Here is a 17902-nt window from a genome sequence, read left to right on the forward strand (position 1 = left end):
CGAAAACTGGGAGATTTCACCTACTTGGAGGGCTTGACCAATGGGGGCTATTGGTTAGGATTAGAGTCATGCCAAATCAAGGAATGTCTCCCTACCAGCCCGATGCCGAGAATGCCCAACCGCCAGCATTGCCTAAGAAGCCCTCGAGTATTCCGAAGGTCATGGGGATTACACATCTAATCCTTGGCGGGGTGAGTCTTGTCTCGGCGATATCCGGATTACTTAGCGGGGGGACTTTGTCGAGCACTTTGGAAACGCAAGTGGGGGCAGTAGAGGGAGCGATTTTCGTGTCGCCAAGTTCTTTGGCATTATTGAATGGCGTGGATCAGGCGAATGGTTGGTTGCTATGGCTCGATCTGTTGGTTTGTATAGCGTTGATTGTGGCGGGTGTGGGTTTGCTAAAGTATAGGAAGTGGGGACGCAGTATTTCGAATGTTTATGTTTCTGGATCGCTGCTGGTGAAGGCATTCAATGGGTATATCTTACTTGTCTTGGCGAAGCCTTTCTTCGAAGCCTTCGTCGCGGAAAATGAAGTACTCCAACCAGTAGGTGTTGCAGGCTTACAAGCCATTTTAGGAGCCTCAGTTATCTTGGGTGGCTTCTATGCGATCGCTACAGCAATTGTTGTGAACCTAAAATCTTCTAGGCAAAGTCTCCATTAGTGAAGTGGCGGAAAATAAATTGTAATTTAACCTAAAAAAGATCTTGCCAATGAGGGGGGAATCGCTAGGTTGCGCCCCGCGTAAGCAAACCAAAATGGTGATTGTAGCTCAGTTGGTAGAGCCCCGGATTGTGATTCCGGTTGTCGCGGGTTCGAGTCCCGTCATTCACCCCATTTTGCTCTTTTGAGCAAGTTAAGGAAAAGGCACCTAAGGGTGTCTTTTTTTGTGCCATGGCTAAGGTTTTCTCTTGCTTGATGGGAGGGAATCACTCTGAATGGTCAGCCTCTACTTGACTTTATAGGATGGATTCACTCGAAGCACTTTTAGGATACAAATTTCGCAACTCACTATTATTGGCTGAGGCACTGACGCACCCAAGCTTGGCGTACGAAACCCAGCGCCCTCATTTCGATAATCAACGGCTCGAATTTTTGGGGGATGCGGTTTTGCAGTTGGCGCTCACGGCGCACCTCTACCATCTCTTCCCTGGTTTCTCTGAAGGTGATTTAACCAAGATGCGAGCTCGGCTTGTGTCTAAAGAAGCCTTGCATCATTTAGCGATTGGTATTGATCTCGGCGGCTATGTTTTGCTCGGCCGTGGTGAAGAAGCCAGCGGTGGTCGTGAGCGAGCGTCAACGCTCGCTGATGCCTTCGAGGCGCTGCTAGGAGCTGTTTATCTAGATGGAGGCTTTGAGGCGGCATGTGATGTTGTACTTAAGGTCGCTAAAGAAGAGGTTGATAAAATTTCTGAAAAGCCAGAGGAGGAAAATCCAAAGGGACGGCTTCAAGAGGCGCTGCAAGCTATTTTACCGGAAAGCCCTGTTTACAAGGTGGTAAATGAGGAGGGACCTGACCATGACAAGTATTTCGTAGTCGAAGTGCACTGGAATAACATTATGCTGGCGAGTGGTAAGGGAAAAAACAAGAAGCAGGCTGAGGCTGCTGCCGCGGGCAACGCGATCGAGGTCAAGTCTTGGGAGACTGCCGCAAAGTGATTTGTGGGTCGAATGGTCCAAATCGAGCGTGAATTTGTATTTTAGTCGCTGGAAATCGGTATTTTTCGCGAAAATGTGAGAATTTCTTTAGTTTGAGTACGTATTCTTCTGGAGGAGCCAGGATCCCCAGAGTTACAGAATATAGAAGCCGCATTGAGTTCCGCAATTCATGATATTTCTTGCGCATATCATGGCAAAGTCGTGGAGTAAGTTGGTTTTTGTTGGTTTTTGTTGGCAATTCTCAGAATCTAGGGTTACGTCCAGTGGTCTGGACTGCGGAGCGTGGCTTCCCAAGTGACAGACCATCAATACAGTTATAGAAATTATTATTATGTTTAAAGACTTCCCATTCCACCGTGTCAACTGGAAGACCAGTACCTTCATTATGGTTACGACCATTGTAGCTCTGATTGGCTCACCTTGGTACTTCATTAAGTACGGAGGCGAAATGCCTCTCAGCCTGCTGATCTTCCAAATCGCGCTTTGCCTGTTCTTCTGCTCGGCTACGATTATGAGTATCACGCTAGGCTATCACCGCTTGTTCTCTCACCTCTCCTTCAAAGCGAAGTGGCCAGTGAAGCTTGCCACGCTTGTTATGGGTGCTGCCGCTTATGAGAACTCATGCCTTAGCTGGGCATCCGATCACCGTCACCACCACAAGCACGTGGATCACGATGGAGATCCATATGACATTTCCCGTGGATTCTTTTATGCGCATGTTGGTTGGTTGCTTTTCAAGCTCGATCCAATGCCATTGATGAATAATGTGAACGACCTTAAAAAGGATAAGCTAGTGATGTGGCAGGATAAGTGGGTCCACCTTATTGGCTTCGTTGCGGGTATAGTTATCCCTTCACTTTTTGGCCTTTGGCTCGACGGCACACGAGGCTTTCTCGGTTGTCTTCTGTTGACTGGTTTCCTCCGTATCGTGATCGTGCAGCACTGTACTTTCTTCATTAATTCAGCATGTCACACGCTTGGGACGCGTCCTTACAATTCAGGAAACACTGCCCGTGACTCAGCGATCATGGCTTTATTCACTTGTGGTGAAGGCTACCATAACTACCATCACGCATTCCAGCATGACTACCGTAATGGTGTGAAGTCTTGGCAGTTTGATCCAACTAAGTGGGCGATTTGGCTTCTGTCTAAGATGGGCCTTACAAGCAACCTTCGCCGCGTTCCAGATGAGAAAATCATCCTCGCTGAGGTGCGTGAAGCGCAGCGACTCTTAGAACAGAAACGAGTGAAGGCTGGCATCGATAAAGCGGATGAGTCTTGTCCTAAACGCAAGATTGCTGAAGAAGGTTTCGAGGCGCTTTCCTCCGTGCTTTCTGAGCGTTACACACTGATTGAGAATGCTATTTCAACTAAGGTTGATCTGTCTAAGACTAAGGTTTCTGAGCTCGAGCGTGAGATCCGTACTCTTGTGAGAAAGATTACTAAGTTCAAGCCATCGCTAGCAACGAAGTAAGTATAGCTTAACTAAATTTCAGGTAGAGCTCGAGGTCGTAAGATCTCGAGTTCTTTGCTTTGGTATATGAGGCTGGAGCCGTGTGCTGTGGGGAGTCTAGCAGAATGTGATTGAGCCTGAGTGGGATGTGATCTACAGTATTAGGGTTATGTGGAAAAAAATCATCCCCTCTAGTGTTTGTGTTCTCTGTCTTTTTGGTGCGATTTCGTGTGATCAAGTAGAGAGTCTTGTGAATGATGTAACTGGAAAAAGTGCTCCGACTGAGCGTAGAGCCGGAATCAAAAATGTGCACCAAGCCTCAGTCTCAGATATTAGGAAGTGGCTCGACGAGCCCAATGTGCTTGTGGTGTTAGATTTCTATAGTGATTCATGTCAGCTGTGTAAGACTATGGATCCAGCTCTTGTGAAAATGGCTGAAAAATACGCTGATAAGTCAGCGATCATGAAGCTCAATGTTGGTAAGCCTGGGGATGTGGCCACTGTGGCAATGAACGAGTATAAGATCAATGAGACTCCAATTCTAAAGTTCTATTTCAATGGCAAAGAAGTAAAAGAGCTTCGAGGGAATCAAACTGAAGAGGATTTGGATTTTACTTTTAAGAAGTACACTTCAAAAATTGATGGCGACTATACCATGAGAGATGGTGAGCTCCCTGGTATGCGCTCTCAGCGCACGGTGGAGGAAATGATGGTGCGCACGAATCTAGATGAGCTTCCTCAGGGGATCACAAGATCAAAGGTGCCAGTTGATGCTATTGAGATTACCGAGGGGCTCCCCAGTAATGTCTTCAGTTCGGGTCCGGCTGCCACTCCCACGATTCCAGCTCAGGAATAGGCTTCAATAGAAGAACCGAAACCTAGAATTTGGTTGAGTTATTAGGGTTCTGAGACTATGTAAAGGTTGATTGTAATCACTTGAATTAGGGTTGTCTCTGACGAGAATCCGGTCTATGTAGCCCACACCATGTGGAAAAATGCCTTATCTCATAGTCTCGGACTTATCTGCCTATTTGGTGTAGTATCTTGCGACCAAGTTGAGTCAATGGTGTCTAGCGTGGTGGGTGAAAGCCTGCCAGTTGAGCGCCGTCAAGGGATCAGCCGAGTACACGAAGCTTCGGCTTCAGATGTGAAGCTTTGGTTGGCTGAGCCTAATGTGCTCGTGGTGCTAGATTTCTATAGTTCCACATCCGCACCTTGCCAGGCCTTGAGTCCAAAGCTGGATGCCATGGCTAAGAAGTACGCTGAACATTCCGCGATTATGGAAGTCAATGTTGGGAGGCCCGGTGAAGCTGCAACGATGGCAATGAATGAGTACCAAATTGATAAGGTTCCCGTGCTTAAGTTTTTTCTTAATGGGAAAGAGGTGGCAGAGCTTAGAGGTGATCAATCTGACGAGGTGCTAGAATCGGCTTTCAGTAAATACACCACGGGTATAGTTGAAGGTGAATTCACCATGAAAGAAGGTGATCTTCCTGGGAGCAATAGTCAGCGAACTGTTGAGGATATGATGGTGCGCGGTAAAAAAGGCGATTTGGCTGTAGGAATCACGCGTGTCCGTGTGCCTAAGGATGCTAAAGAAGTCACCGAAGGGTTACCAAAGGATATGCTAGGGCTAAGCTCTGATGCTGGCCAACCAGCGACACCTGCGTCTGCGGGTAAGTCAGCCAAATAAAGTAAATCAACGACGCTCTAGCCTGAGCAAAAAAATATGAATGATCAAAGCTCTCACGGGTCACATGGTGCATGATAAATTGAGCTCAGGCATTACGATCACTTTAGCAGAATGCGCGATTGACCCTTAGCGTATTGCTGGATAGCTTCCGCCGAATTTATTTTTATCTATGTGCAAGGACGCCCAAAACTACAAAGACAGCCTGAGTCTGCCTCAAACGACTTTCCCAATGCGTGGAGACCTCGTGAAGAAGGAGCCTCAGCGACTCGACCAATGGGAATCTAACGATCTTTACCAACGTATTCAAAAGCGCCGTATTGATCAGAATGCTCCGCGTTATATTTTACACGATGGCCCTCCGTTTGCCAATGGTGACGTGCACATGGGCACAGCGCTCAACAAAGTACTTAAGGATCTTGTACTTAAATCCAAGACAATGGCTGGATTTGAGACTCCAATGATCCCCGGTTGGGACTGTCACGGTCTTCCGATCGAATTTAAGGTTTGCCAGAATGCGCGTGACCTTGAGCCTGCTGAAATCCGCCGTCGTTGTGTTGATTTCGCAAGTGGTTGGATCGAGACTCAGAAGGCATCGTTCCGCCGTCTCGGTGTGTTTGGTGACTGGAATAATCCTTACCTCACCATGGACTCAGCCTACGAGGCAGATGTCGTGCGTACTTTTTCTGCGCTGATCAAGCGTGGCAATGTCTATCAATCCAAGAAGCCCGTTCAGTGGTCCTACGGTGCGCAGACTGCACTCGCCGAGGCTGAGGTCGAGTACATGGACAAAAAGTCGATCTCACTTTACGTCGAGTTCCCGCTGAATTCCGACAAGTTCGGCAAAGATGTTTCCATGGTGATCTGGACCACAACTCCGTGGACGCTTCCGGCAAACCTCGCTGTAGCAGTGCACGAGCGTATCGAATACGTGGTGGGTAAGTTTGAAAAGGTGAATCACGCTGCTGAGCTGATCACCAAGAACCTAGTCATCGCGAAAGATCTTCTCGAAGCAATCGAGGAGAAGACTGGCTTCGCTCTGAAACAGACTTTCCAAGAGGTGAAGGGATCCGAATTCGAAGGACTCGAAGCCCAGCACCCATTCCTCGATCGCACATCCAAGCTGATCCTGGCAAATTTTGTTACAACTGAATCTGGTTCAGGTGCAGTACACATTGCTCCAGGTCACGGCGCAGATGACTACGCTGTTGGCCAGCTCAATGGTCTAGGAGTTCTTTCTCCAGTCGACGACGAAGGTAAATACACTGACGAATGTGGACTTCCTGATCTCGTCGGCGAACATGTCTTTGATTGCAACGTGCCAATCATCAAGATTTTGGCTGCTGCTGGTTTCCTTCTCGGAAAGGAAAACTACTACCATAGCTACCCACATTGCTGGAGGTCTAAGACGCCGATCATTTTCCGCGCGGTGGAGCAATTCTTCATCTCGCTCGAAGGAATCCGTGAGAAGGCTCTCGAAGAAATCGATAAGGTCAACTGGCTTCCTAAGTGGGGTCGGAACCGTATCTACGGGACTGTAGAAGCTCGTCCGGACTGGTGTGTTTCCCGTCAACGTACTTGGGGTGTTCCAGTTCCTGTATTCTTCGATACCAAAGGCAAGGCTGTGATAAATGCAGAGACGGCAGACAAGATCGCTGACCTCATCGAAAAAGAAGGCTCTAATATCTGGTTCAAACTTTCTGATGAACAACTTTGCGAGCGCCTCGGCCTGCCAGCTGGTTATAAAAAATGCCGCGACACGCTCGATGTGTGGATCGATTCTGGTTCATCACACAAAGCTGTTGTCGAGCGTCGTCCTGAGCTCGAAGGTCCTGTCGACCTTTACCTCGAAGCGACTGATCAACACCGTGGTTGGTTCCAATCATCACTCATGCTCTCAGTCGGTCTGCGTGATGCAGCACCATACAAGTCTGTTCTCACACACGGTTTCGTGGTCGACCAAGATAAGCTCAAGGCTAAGAAGGCAGGCAAAACCAATGGTGAGTCCACTAAGCTTTCCAAGTCAGAAGCTGAAAAGAGCGGTAAGCCAATCGATGCAGCCTATTACTACAACAAGTACGGTGCTGACATCGTCCGTCTATGGGTCTCCAGCGTCGACTGGCAGACCGAAGTTCCTTTCGGTGAAGGCCTCTTCAAGCAAATTACCGAGCCATACCGTCGTCTCCGTAACACGCTTCGTATCCTTCTTGGTAACATGGATGGATTCGATCTTGAGACAGATGCTGTGGCGAAAGCGGATATGCCAATTCTCGATCAATGGGTGCTCGAACGTCTTCACGAAGTCATCGTGGAATGTCGTGCTGCCTATGAAGCCTTTGAGTTCCGCAAAGTTTTCAACCAGATCAACCAGTTCTGTACGACCGATCTTTCTGCCATCTACGTCGATGTCACCAAAGATCGCATGTACTGCGACTCAAAGGAAAGCCTCCGCCGCTGCGCGACTCAGACAGTCATGCACGAGGTGTTCACAGCTCTAACTAAACTGCTCGCCCCAGTTCTAGCGTACACTGCTGACGAGGCGTGGGAGCACGCTGATTTCGAGGGCTCAGTGCACGAGCAAGACTTCCCAGAAGCGAAAACTGAGTGGGCTCCGTCTGTGGTCTCCACTAAGGTAGCAGCTCTACTTGAAGCGCGTGGAGTCATCCAGACTGCGATCGAAGAAAAGGTACAGGCTAAAGAATTCAATAAGAACAACGAAGCATCAGTGCTCGTTACAGTCCCTGAGGACTTTGCTGCTATTGAAGCACTCAACGACCGTGAGTTCGCAACAGAGTTCTTCATCCTCGCTGACCTCAAGGTCCAAAAAGGTGAAGTCCTTGAGGCTGAAGCAAGCGCAACAGAGTACACCATGTGTCCACGCTGCCGCCGCTACGAACCACTGCTAGACAGCGGCCTCTGTGCTCGCTGTGAGGATGTGGTAAATGGCTAAGTCCTAACCAATCGTTCAATCAAAAGCTTGGACCTAAATGGTTCCGAGCTTTTTTTGTGGCTAGATGCTGAGTGGTGGTTGCTACAATCTGAGAGGTAGAACCGTTCTTGCTCAGTGCCTAGTCACATCTCTTTCGTAAATCTGAAAGAATTCTTGTGGAGTTGTGACTGCAGGGCTAGGTTGAGCGCTGAAGATGCGAGAGGAGCCTAGACAATGGATTTTGAAAAAAGATCCGCCGAGTAGCGAAGTCGATGTCGAAGGGGTGCCTAGCATTCTTTTGAAGTTGTTAGGCCAACGGGGTGTCACAGGTAAAGAGAATATAGAGGCTTTCCTCAATCCACGCCTCAAGGATCTGAGCGATCCATTTTTGCTGCCCAACATGGAGCCTGCAGTGGAACGAATTTTTCAAGCGGTCGACCAAAATGAACACGTCATCGTCTATGGTGATTATGATGTGGATGGTGTGACTTCTGTAGCATTGATGCGCAATGTGCTAGATGCATACGGTGTGTCCGGAGGGATATTTATCCCTAAACGTGGCGGAGAAGGATATGGACTCAGTGATGTTGCTATCGACAATTTACTCGCCAAACACGGAAAGCCAGACCTTGTGGTTACGGTGGACTGCGGCACCGCATCAATAGATGAGATCGACCGACTCGGCGAGCTAGGGATTGATGTGATCGTGGTGGACCACCACGAAATGTCAGTGCGCGGGTGTCCAGATTGTATCGCAGTAGTGAACCCAAAGCTAGGTGATGACTTTCACTATCTCTGTGCTGCTGGAGTTGTTTTTAAATTAGCGCATGCTTTGCTGAAGCGTCGGAAAGCCGAAGGCTTCGACCTCAAAGACTATATTGATATGGTCGCTGTGGCGACAGTGGCAGATATTGTGCCGCTGGTGAAAGAAAATCGCTTGCTCGTACGCCATGGACTAAAGCGCCTTCCGCAAACCAGTAACGCAGGGCTAAAAGCTTTGCAGCAGGTGGCTGGCTTGTCAGACAATGTGAGTAGTATGGATGTGGGCTTCCGAATCGGGCCGAGGATCAATGCGGCCGGCCGGATGGATCGTCCCGAAGATGCGCTTTCACTTCTCGTCGAAAAAGATCTCGAGGCTGCACATCGTATTGCCTCATTGTTAGATGAGTATAACTGCCAGCGCCAAGGGCACGAAAAGCAGATCCGGGAGGAGGCCATGAAGATGGTCTACGAGCAATGTGATCCAATCAACGATCCTGTGATAGTCTTGGGCTCGCGCAACTGGCACCCAGGGGTGGTGGGGATTGTGGCCTCACGCTTGATGCGTCAGTTCTATAAGCCCACTTTCATCATCTCAATAGACGAAGATGGCCTAGGTAAAGGAAGTGGCCGCAGCGTTGAGGGCATTTCTTTGGTGGGAGCTATCCAGGCATGTCCAGACGATTTGATCTCTGGTGGTGGTCATGATATGGCTGCTGGGCTGAGCATTCGTGAAGAGAAGTTAGCTGACTTCCGCAAGAATTTTTCTGAGTATGTGTTAGAGACTACCAGCAAGGAACAACGGGCGCCGAGAATGAACGTCGATTCAGAAATTGGTTTCGATGTGCTATCGCTCGAATTCATGGACAGCTACGACCTGTTACAGCCTTTTGGTAGCCAGAATCCGCAGCCAGTATTCATGAGCCGTGAGGTGTGGCTAACAGAAGCGCCGAGGCATCTAAAAAATAACCACCTTAAGTTGTTCTTACGTCAGGGAATCTCTGAGCACGATGCTATTTTCTTTGGTGGAGGTGAACGGACTTTACCTGATCCTCCTTGGGATGTGGCTTTTACAATTGACCGCAATACCTTTAGGGGACGTACAAGCTTGCAGATGGTGATTCAAGATGTGCGAGCATCTCACTCAGGATAGACCTATGGGGCTTATTGCGTCAGCAGAACTTACCGAGTTAGGCTTTCTCACGACGAAGGAGATTATAGCCTTTTCGACCGCCAAGGTAATGACCGTACAGCAGGTGTTAGATCATCTGCCGAAACGTTACGAAGACCGTCGGCAATTTGCTGCATTTCCCGCACAAGCGACAGGTAAACCTATGTGCCTTCGGGGAGTGGTGGTGGATTGTCAGCGCAAAGGTTTTGGTGGACGCAAGGGTTTTCACGAAGTTGTAGTTGGGACTGATGATGGATTCTCAGATAATACGATCGTGCTGAGGTGGTTCAATATGCCCTACATTGCCAAAATTCTGGCAGTTGGACATGAGTTGATTTTCTTTGGTAAGCTCAAGGAAACCGCCGGGAAGCTAGTCATAGATCATCCAGATTTTGAAATCATTAATGACATGGTGGATGCGAGCGTGCATGTGGATAGAATTGTTCCCATTTATAAGAATATAGTGGGAATCTCTCAACGACGCTTGCGCGAGATTACTTATAGATTCCGCAAGGATGTTGACCCAGATAGTTTATGCGAGGCCTACCAAGTCGATGAAAGCTACCCACGTATTGATGCCTATAGGGAAGTCCACTTTCCCGAAGCTATGCCTCAGGCCGAAGCGGCCCGGCGCTTCTTTGCGTTGGAAGAATTTTTTATACTTCAGCTCAATGTGGCGTGGCGAAAGAGCCGCTATGATGCCCAGCGTGGTAGAGTTTTAGGTAAAAAGACGAGTCTGCTTAAGGCCTTTTATGAAAGTCTACCATTTGATCTGACTGGGGCGCAGAAACGTTCAGTTAAAGAGATTGTGGCTGACATGAGGCGTCCTAGCCCTATGCATAGAATGCTGCAGGGAGACGTGGGATCTGGTAAAACATTTGTGGCGATGTGTGCTGCCTTATTGGCTATCGAAAGTGGTGCACAAGTTGCCTTGATGGCTCCCACTCAGATACTCGCTGAGCAGCACTTCCTAACCTTTTGTAAATGGTTAGATCCATTGGGGGTTCGAGTGGGATTGCGAACCTCGGCGAAGAAGCTAGATCAAGGAGGTTCAGGTCAGGTTCAATTGCTAATTGGCACGCATGCGCTACTTTATGACGAGGATTCTTTTGAGGATCTAGGGCTTGTGATCATTGATGAACAGCACAAGTTCGGGGTGGAGCAGCGGAGTAGACTGATTCAGCAAGGTGTGATGCCCGATGTTTTAGTGATGACAGCCACACCTATTCCTAGAACTCTAACGCTAACAATCTACGGAGATCTAGAGGTTTCAGTCCTAGATGAACGACCAGCAGGTAGAGGTAAGGTGATCACGGCATTGAAGCCAAAGGCTAAGGTGAGTGACGTGACTAAATTTGTGAAGCAACAGCTTGATCAGGGGCGCCAAGCTTATTTGGTATACCCTTTGGTCGAAGAAAGTGAATCGCTGAACGCTGAGTCGGCTACCGTGGAGTTTGAGAAATGGCAGAAGCGCCTGAGTAAATACGAGGTAGCGCTCCTTCACGGGAAGGTTAGCTCAGAGGAGAAAGAGTCAGTGATGTCTGACTTTCGTGATGGTAAAACTGATGTCTTAGTGTCAACAACCGTGATTGAAGTCGGGGTTGATGTGCCTAATGCCAATCTCATGGTGATTTACAATGCTGAGCGCTTTGGTCTATCCCAGCTGCACCAGCTTCGCGGTCGTGTCGGCCGAGGTGAGCACAAGAGTTACTGTATTCTAGTTACCGATGGAAAAAACTCTGCAGCTCTTGAAAAGCTTCAAGAGCTAGTGCAAACCGATGATGGATTCAAAATTGCCGAAGCTGATCTGCGTCTACGTGGGCCGGGTGATGTGCTGGGGACCCAACAAAGTGGTCTGGCAGATTTGAGGTTTATCGAATACCTTGCGGATGCCGACCTAGTGAGAGAAGCTAGAAGGTTAGCTGACGCCTTGCTGCACGAAGATCCCAATCTAACATCTCATTCAAAGCTGCTAGATTTGATGGTGGACGATGGCGTGAGAGCCTAATTTCAGCCGCCCTTATTGGGCCATGAGAGATTCGATCTAATCGGCTTCGATCGCGAATAGTTCGTTTAGTGGGAGCACGTAGTGAACATCGAGCCTAAGGAGGTGTGATGTCCATTGCTGGTCCTCGACACTGGAGATCTCTGTGGATCGCTCTGTCTTGTATTTTGGCTTATTCCCAAATATATAGGAGCTGGCTCATTGGTCTAGCGAACAAAAAGAACCTCTTTTTACTTTTCGTTGGGCGCGTCTGGATAGAGCATTAATACAGTCTCTTGTTGATCATCTCCAGTGAGGTGAATCATATTTGAGTTCTGTACGAAGGGCGTTACTCAGTCTGTGCACATTGGCATGACTTCATTTGAGTGAAGAACAACGATGCTATTTGATTTGAGAAGTTCAGAGAGTCATTCCCAGTTACGGATAAAAAAACTGTGGATCGATGGGGCCGTAACGCATAGGCAGATAGGAGTTTTAAAAATCAACTGCTGCAAGAAGCAAACCCATACATATCAATAAAGGTGAGGGTGATTCGTGGCTAGGGGGCCCATGTGCAAAGGGGGCGAGGAGCCAGGACTATATGAACGAGGGAATTGAGGGTGCCACCTGGCGGGTGAAGGGGATTCTTTCACCCGCCAAATAGCGTACTAGGGGGGAATCGTGACTAGATACCTTCAGAGCGTTCGCATCACGACATTATATTTTGCCTAAGTCTTTTCAGAATTTACTACTTTGGTGGAAGAGTAGATTACACCCAAGACTTTTGTACTATACGAAGAAGTCAGTAGAATGTATTGAAGCTTCTTGCTCTTTTACAGGTAATTTTTAAACGGGTGTGTAAAATTTATATTTACGTTAGTTTGGGCTACTAGTTGCTGATATAAATGTAGTTTGGTAGGGTGGTCAAATTGAGAATGTTTAATTTACTGTCAATTTTTGAATATTCCTGCTCTTCTTTTAGCTGTGTAAATACCGTTAGATTGTACTGGAAAGGATGTATGAATCACGTGAGGGGAGACAGCTTAGTAGGGTTAAGCTACATCGGCGTGGGATCCTGCTTTTTTGACTTCTCAAAAGTGCGATGGAATCGAGGATGTCACATTTTATGAAATAATCGACGAAGTCGTACTTGTCTATCGTGGTGAGCGAGATTAGATCTAATGCATGGCAGGTTTTGAAGTGAAAAAGGTAGTGATTATTGGAGGAGGTTTCGCAGGCTTAGAGTGTGCAAAGCAGTTGGCAAATAAGCCTACATTTGAGGTGACTCTGATTGATCGGACGAACCACCACCTATTCCAGCCGTTGCTTTACCAAGTAGCAACGGCCACACTTCCTTCCCATGATATTGCACGTTCTTTGCGTAGTATTCTGGCTGATGCTGAAAACATCACTGTGTTGATGGATGAGGTGACGGAGATCGATGCTGATGAGAAGTTTGTTCACGGTCAGTCTGGTAAAAAGTATTCCTTCGATACGCTGGTCGTGGCGGCAGGTGCAAAGACTGGCTACTTCGGCAATGATCATTGGGCAAAGTACACGCTCGGGATGAAAACCTTGGCGGAAGCCTACGAAGTGCGTGAGACCGTTCTAAAGAATTTGGAAAAGGCTGAAATGTCTGATGACGAAGCTGAACGAGAGAGATTAATGACTATAGCTATCGTCGGAGGCGGTCCAACAGGGGTTGAGCTCTCTGGAGCATTTGTCGAACTCATCCAGCGTTCTATGAAGCGCAACTTCCGTCGCATCGATACGAGTAAGCTCAAGGTGGTGCTAGTAGAAGCGGGACCACGTATTTTACCTCCTTACGAAGAGGAAAGCTCAGCTTATGCTAAGCAGCGTCTCGAGAGCCTCGGAGTGGAAGTGCAGACAAGTACAATGGTGACTGACATTCAAGAAGGTCGTGTCATAACCAAAAAGGGTGAAATCCTCGCTGGGACTATTCTCTGGGCTGCTGGAGTGCAGGCTGAAAGCATCGTGGCAAAGTTGCCGGTGGAGGCTAACCGCGTAGGCAAAGTGACGCCTGAATTAAGTCTAGCACTGCCAGGTTATCCCCATGTCTTTGTGGCTGGAGATGTGACTTTTATGAAGGATGCAAATGACGTTCCCGTACCGGGTGTGGCTCCCGCTGCCACACAAATGGGTCGCTTCATTGGCAAGTTGTTAGTTAGTGAGGCCATTGCTGGAAATGCTGGAAATGCTGGTGCCGAGCGCCCAGGTTTCGTCTATTGGGACAAAGGTTCTATGGCTATCATTGGGCGTTCTCACGCAGTCGTAGAGTTTGGAAAGATCCAGCTCAAAGGCTATATTGCTTGGCTCGCCTGGTTGTTCATCCACATTTTGTTCCTCGTCGATTTCAGATCAAAACTCAGCGTGTTCATCCACTGGCTTTGGAGTTACATCACGAATGCGCCCGGAGTAAGCGTCTTCGAATACAAGCCCGAAGACTTCCAAGACAAGAAGTAAACTTCTCAAGCAATTTTCAAAACGCCAGTTTGCACTCTAATCTGGCATTTTGTATTATCTTACCAAAGCCGCTCGATCCCGTAGGCGTCGAGCTGACTGTCAGCTGAAATGATAGGCACGCCGCGCAGTTGGCATTCAGCTATGAGTAGCCGATCAAAAGGGTCGCGATAGTGTCGCGGGAGTTCGCACGAGCGCTTCATCGCTGGCCATGTGATTTCAATTATTTCGAAGCCATGCTCGCGTAGGAGTTTGGGCAAGTCTGTGTGATCGTCATAGCTGACCTGCAGTTTGCCCAATGAAGCCTTAAGAGTAATCTCCCACAAGCTCGCCATCGAGATGAGGCTCATACTCTGCGAGCTTTCGATTAACTCAGCATTTTTCGAACTCAGCCTTGGGGAGTCTTCTAGAAAGAAAATGAGGGCGTTTGTGTCCAGCAAGTGATCCATTTATATATTTCCGTAGGGCATTTCATCTTCAGCAACCTTTTGGTTTGGCTGATCTTGTAAATCTTCAAACCCTAGCTCGACGGTATCGAAGTCGGCTGAAATATGGAAATTTTCAGACTTCATGCAACCCCGCTTTGGCGCTCTAGTCGCCGTTGGCAGGGAGAGTTGTGCAACTACCTTACCATGACGGGTGAGTAAAATACTCTCGCCATGTTGCTCCAGCTCCGCAACCAAGGACGAGAGCTTGGTCTTGGCTTCGTAAAGTCCAATTTCCTTCATTTAGACCAGTCTAGTCTAAATGGATATTCGAGTAAACACCTAAAGCTCAACACGTCTTCTCCACTCGCGCCATGAGCGTATCGAATGCCACTGCCGTGTGTTGCTAACCTAGGAAAACCCTAGAGCATCCATGTCAAAAACAATGGTCACATCATCTGGTGGCGGTGTGGCTGTTAGTATGCGTTTGACGTGCTGGTGCAGGGCGCGGGCTGAAGTCGACTTTAGCATCAGGTGGTAGCGGAACTGGCCGTGAGCCCGGGTCAGTGGCGATGGCATAGGCTCGCCGAGTTCCACCTGAGGTGGGAGGTCTTTTTTGAGCCGTTTGTGTAAATTTTCTAGAGTGAACTCGGCACGGCGCTCGTGCGTGGAGCGCGTACCTAACAGCGCGCAATGAGCAAAAGGTGGATAGAGGAATTTGTTACGAAATTGTAGTTCTTGCTCGGCATAACCATCGAAATCGTGATGGCGTGAAAACTGGACGCTCGGGCTATGCGGGGTGAAAGTCTGAATGATGACCTCGCCTTCTAGTTCACCTCGGCCAGCTCTACCCGCCACCTGCGTGAGCAACTGGAAGGTGCGCTCGCCAGCGCGAAAATCGGGCACCTGTAGTCCTAGGTCAGCGTTGAGAACGCCGACCAGTGTCACATTGGGGAAGTGTAACCCTTTGGCGATCATCTGAGTGCCGATGATTATATCGATTTTATGGGCTTTGAATTTATTTAAAGTGTCACGTAGAGCATTCTTGCGGCGCATGGTGTCGGCATCGATCCGTGCCATCCGTGCCTGCGGGAAGACTTTCTGGATGACCTCTTCCACCTTCTGGGTGCCGAATCCTTGTAGGCGAATCGCTTCATCACCACAGCTGGGGCATTTCTTTGGAGGTAGAGATTGGTAGCCACACATGTGACACATGAGCCGATCCTCAGTGCGGTGGTAGGTGAGCGGGATAGAGCAGTGTTGGCACTCGCAGACGTAGCCGCATGGCGGGCATTGGAGCGATCTTGCAAATCCGCGACGGTTGAGGAAGAGAATGATTTGTTCGCCATTTTCTAACTTCTTCTCCATCGATAATCTTAGCTTGTCAGAAAGAATAGCGAGTCGGCCCTTTTGTTTTTGTGCCTCTATTCGCATGTCTAACACTCGCATGATTGGCATCGATTGGGAGTCGGCTCGTTGGTCTAGACGTACCAGCTCGTACTTTCCTGATTGAGTGTTTTGAAATGACTCTAACGAAGGAGTCGCCGATCCTAAAACCACTACAGCTTTCTCAAAATGTGCACGGAGAACAGCGATGTCTCGGCCGTGGTAGCGCGGTGAGGTTTCTTGTTTGTATGTATTCTCGTGCTCTTCATCGACTATGATTATTCCGACGTTGGTGAGGGGGGCGAAGATGGCCGAGCGAGCACCAATAACAATCCTAGCTTCGCCTTTGCGGATCCTATGCCATTCGTCAAAGCGCTCGCCCTGAGAGAGGTGAGAGTGGAGAACCGCGACCTGGTCATGGAGCGCCGCAAAGCGCGACTTGAATCGCTGTACAGTTTGCGGCGTGAGTGAAATTTCTGGGACTAGGATCAAGGCACTTTTACCTTGGTCTAGAGCATGTTGGACGCCCTGTAGGTACACCTCTGTTTTTCCAGAACCAGTGACGCCAAGGAGTAAAATAGGCTTGGGAATGCCTTTGTCGTTGGTGGCCGGGTTGACGATCTTTTCGAGCGCCACAACTTGTTCCGGGTTGAGCTTGAGTGGAGCAGATTCGAGGAATTCTTGGTCTTCGTCGGGATCGCGACGGACAGCCTCTTCCTTGAGAACTACATGGCCCTTCTTTACTAAAGATTTTACGGCAGCAGTCACCGAGCCCCCTCCGAGATCCTTCAGTGACATCATGCCGGAATTTGATTCAAGTAGCTTGAGAATGATATGTTGCTTTGGTGCGCGCTTAGCCAGTTTTTCTAGAGCCTCAGCATCCGGCATTTCCTTGATCTCGACTATTTTACGCGTCTTCTCGCTGTGCATCTCTTGCCGCACTGATTCCGGCAGCAGTGCACGCATGACTTGCTCCAGTGGAGCCACATAGTATTCGGCTATCCACTTTCCCAGCTTCATCAGCTGCGGAGTGATCAGTGGATCAGGGTCGATCAGTTTGCTTACCAGGCGGAGGTTATAGTTGGTCTGTGGTGGAGGGCCAACTTCTAACACCGTTCCGGTAGAGTCGCGATTGCGCAGAGGTATACGTACCCGGCAGCCAGTCGCGACAGCCATGCCGTCTGGGATCATGTAGTCGAAGACGAGCTCGGATGGACCGTCGATGAGGACTCTAGCGGATTGCTGCACGGGGGGAGTGTTACGTTTTATGGGTTAAGTGTTAAGTGTTTTGTCTGTGAATTTCAAAGAGTGGTCTGCGGTCTCCTTACTAAAAGGCTAAGTCTTTGGGGCTTAAACTATGAAATCTGAAATTTTTAGAAGAAACATGTCACAAATGTGATCGCCCACGCCAATTGTAAGTGAAAGACTATGGAAGCTCTAGCAATCATGAATGAAACTAAACAGCAGACCTTTGCGGGTTTGGCGCGTTTGCACCACCGCGAACTGCTCGTCTACGCCCGTGCTCTGACTCGTGAGGATCACCAAAGCCGAGATATTGTCCAGGAGTCCTTTGTGACTGCTTGGGAGAATATGGAACGCTTTGATGTGACCCGCGATTTCGGTTCCTGGCTCCGCGGTATTGTCCGCAATAAATGGCGCGAAACCATGCGCCGCAATAATAAACAGATCGCTCTAGAAGACGATGCTCTGGAATCGATGGAGGCCGAGATGCTGACCTGGCAGGAGTTGCGACAAGATGGAGGCCCCGGTGTCTTCATCCGCTTAGAGGACTGTGTTGGCAAACTCCCAGAGGCCCTCGTCGGCGCTGTGAAGAGTTTTTATTACGAGGGCTGCTCGACTGATGAAGCAGCAGAACAGTTAGATATTGGAGGCGCCACACTACGCAAGCGCCTCGAACGAGCGCGTCAAGCACTGCGCCAATGTCTCCAAACTAAATAAAGAGAGGA

Annotated in this window: 13 protein-coding genes and 1 tRNA gene; 11 read left to right on the forward strand and 3 right to left on the reverse strand. The window is 48.8% G+C overall.

What is annotated here, in order from left to right; all coding sequences use genetic code 11:
- The first annotated feature begins 68 nt into the window (after positions 1–68).
- The 10 genes from BSZ32_RS09610 (at position 69) to BSZ32_RS09655 (ending at position 14127) form a co-directional block, all read left to right on the forward strand.
- Entirely contained in the window at positions 69–662 is a 594-nt protein-coding gene (locus BSZ32_RS09610) for a hypothetical protein (RefSeq protein ID WP_129589683.1), read from the forward strand.
- A 97-nt stretch (positions 663–759) separates the two neighbouring features.
- Positions 760–835 (forward strand) — tRNA-His (locus BSZ32_RS09615).
- Between the two features lie 129 nt (positions 836–964).
- The gene (gene rnc / locus BSZ32_RS09620; RefSeq protein WP_105043225.1) at positions 965–1657 is read left to right on the forward strand and encodes a ribonuclease III; all 693 of its coding nucleotides are present in this window, start codon (positions 965–967) and stop codon (positions 1655–1657) included.
- Between the two features lie 331 nt (positions 1658–1988).
- Positions 1989–3131, forward strand: a complete 1143-nt coding sequence (locus BSZ32_RS09625) for an acyl-CoA desaturase (RefSeq protein WP_105043226.1) — start codon at positions 1989–1991, stop codon at positions 3129–3131.
- A gap of 148 nt (positions 3132–3279) precedes the next feature.
- A complete protein-coding gene (locus BSZ32_RS09630; RefSeq protein ID WP_129589684.1) occupies positions 3280–3966 on the forward strand; it encodes a thioredoxin family protein in 687 nt (228 codons plus the stop codon).
- 129 nt (positions 3967–4095) lie between these two features.
- Entirely contained in the window at positions 4096–4803 is a 708-nt protein-coding gene (locus BSZ32_RS09635) for a thioredoxin family protein (RefSeq protein WP_105043228.1), read from the forward strand.
- 169 nt (positions 4804–4972) lie between these two features.
- On the forward strand, positions 4973–7750 hold the full coding sequence (gene ileS, locus BSZ32_RS09640; RefSeq protein WP_105043229.1) for an isoleucine--tRNA ligase: 2778 nt from the start codon (positions 4973–4975) through the stop codon (positions 7748–7750).
- 220 nt (positions 7751–7970) lie between these two features.
- Positions 7971–9641: a single-stranded-DNA-specific exonuclease RecJ gene (recJ, locus tag BSZ32_RS09645; RefSeq protein WP_240610607.1), complete on the forward strand. Its 1671-nt coding sequence runs from the start codon at positions 7971–7973 to the stop codon at positions 9639–9641.
- Positions 9642–9645: 4 nt separating this feature from the next.
- Positions 9646–11667 carry an ATP-dependent DNA helicase RecG gene (gene recG / locus BSZ32_RS09650; protein WP_105043231.1) on the forward strand — a complete coding sequence of 674 codons (2022 nt, stop codon included), beginning with the start codon at positions 9646–9648 and terminating at the stop codon, positions 11665–11667.
- Between the two features lie 1161 nt (positions 11668–12828).
- The gene (locus BSZ32_RS09655; protein ID WP_105043232.1) at positions 12829–14127 is read left to right on the forward strand and encodes an NAD(P)/FAD-dependent oxidoreductase; all 1299 of its coding nucleotides are present in this window, start codon (positions 12829–12831) and stop codon (positions 14125–14127) included.
- Positions 14128–14186: 59 nt separating this feature from the next.
- Here the strand turns inward: BSZ32_RS09655 and BSZ32_RS09660 are convergent, their stop codons facing one another.
- The 3 genes from BSZ32_RS09660 to priA all read right to left on the reverse strand — a co-directional run bounded on the left by BSZ32_RS09660 (position 14187) and on the right by priA (position 17183).
- Entirely contained in the window at positions 14187–14573 is a 387-nt protein-coding gene (locus BSZ32_RS09660; RefSeq protein ID WP_105043233.1) for a type II toxin-antitoxin system VapC family toxin, read from the reverse strand.
- Complete coding sequence (locus BSZ32_RS09665) at positions 14574–14852, reverse strand: type II toxin-antitoxin system Phd/YefM family antitoxin (protein ID WP_105043234.1); 279 nt, start codon at positions 14850–14852, stop codon at positions 14574–14576. It abuts the gene before it with no gap.
- A gap of 108 nt (positions 14853–14960) precedes the next feature.
- On the reverse strand, positions 14961–17183 hold the full coding sequence (priA, locus tag BSZ32_RS09670; RefSeq protein ID WP_105043235.1) for a replication restart helicase PriA: 2223 nt from the start codon (positions 17181–17183) through the stop codon (positions 14961–14963).
- A gap of 198 nt (positions 17184–17381) precedes the next feature.
- On the opposite strand from priA, the gene BSZ32_RS09675 reads away from it, so the two are divergent.
- Positions 17382–17894 (forward strand): RNA polymerase sigma factor, encoded by a 513-nt coding sequence (locus tag BSZ32_RS09675; RefSeq protein ID WP_206018798.1) that lies wholly within the window; start codon positions 17382–17384, stop codon positions 17892–17894.
- Positions 17895–17902 lie beyond the last annotated feature (8 nt).

The sequence above is a fragment of the Rubritalea profundi genome (assembly GCF_002954445.1).
Lineage (GTDB): Bacteria > Verrucomicrobiota > Verrucomicrobiia > Verrucomicrobiales > Akkermansiaceae > Rubritalea > Rubritalea profundi.

Coding starts and splice junctions, on each gene's coding strand:
- BSZ32_RS09610 (WP_129589683.1), top strand. CDS start 69: ATGCCAAATCAAGGAATGTCTCCCTACCAGCCCGATGCCGAGAATGCC.
- rnc (WP_105043225.1), top strand. CDS start 965: ATGGATTCACTCGAAGCACTTTTAGGATACAAATTTCGCAACTCACTA.
- BSZ32_RS09625 (WP_105043226.1), top strand. CDS start 1,989: ATGTTTAAAGACTTCCCATTCCACCGTGTCAACTGGAAGACCAGTACC.
- BSZ32_RS09630 (WP_129589684.1), top strand. CDS start 3,280: ATGTGGAAAAAAATCATCCCCTCTAGTGTTTGTGTTCTCTGTCTTTTT.
- BSZ32_RS09635 (WP_105043228.1), top strand. CDS start 4,096: ATGTGGAAAAATGCCTTATCTCATAGTCTCGGACTTATCTGCCTATTT.
- ileS (WP_105043229.1), top strand. CDS start 4,973: ATGTGCAAGGACGCCCAAAACTACAAAGACAGCCTGAGTCTGCCTCAA.
- recG (WP_105043231.1), top strand. CDS start 9,646: ATGGGGCTTATTGCGTCAGCAGAACTTACCGAGTTAGGCTTTCTCACG.
- BSZ32_RS09655 (WP_105043232.1), top strand. CDS start 12,829: ATGGCAGGTTTTGAAGTGAAAAAGGTAGTGATTATTGGAGGAGGTTTC.
- BSZ32_RS09660 (WP_105043233.1), bottom strand. CDS start 14,573: ATGGATCACTTGCTGGACACAAACGCCCTCATTTTCTTTCTAGAAGAC.
- BSZ32_RS09665 (WP_105043234.1), bottom strand. CDS start 14,852: ATGAAGGAAATTGGACTTTACGAAGCCAAGACCAAGCTCTCGTCCTTG.
- BSZ32_RS09675 (WP_206018798.1), top strand. CDS start 17,382: ATGAATGAAACTAAACAGCAGACCTTTGCGGGTTTGGCGCGTTTGCAC.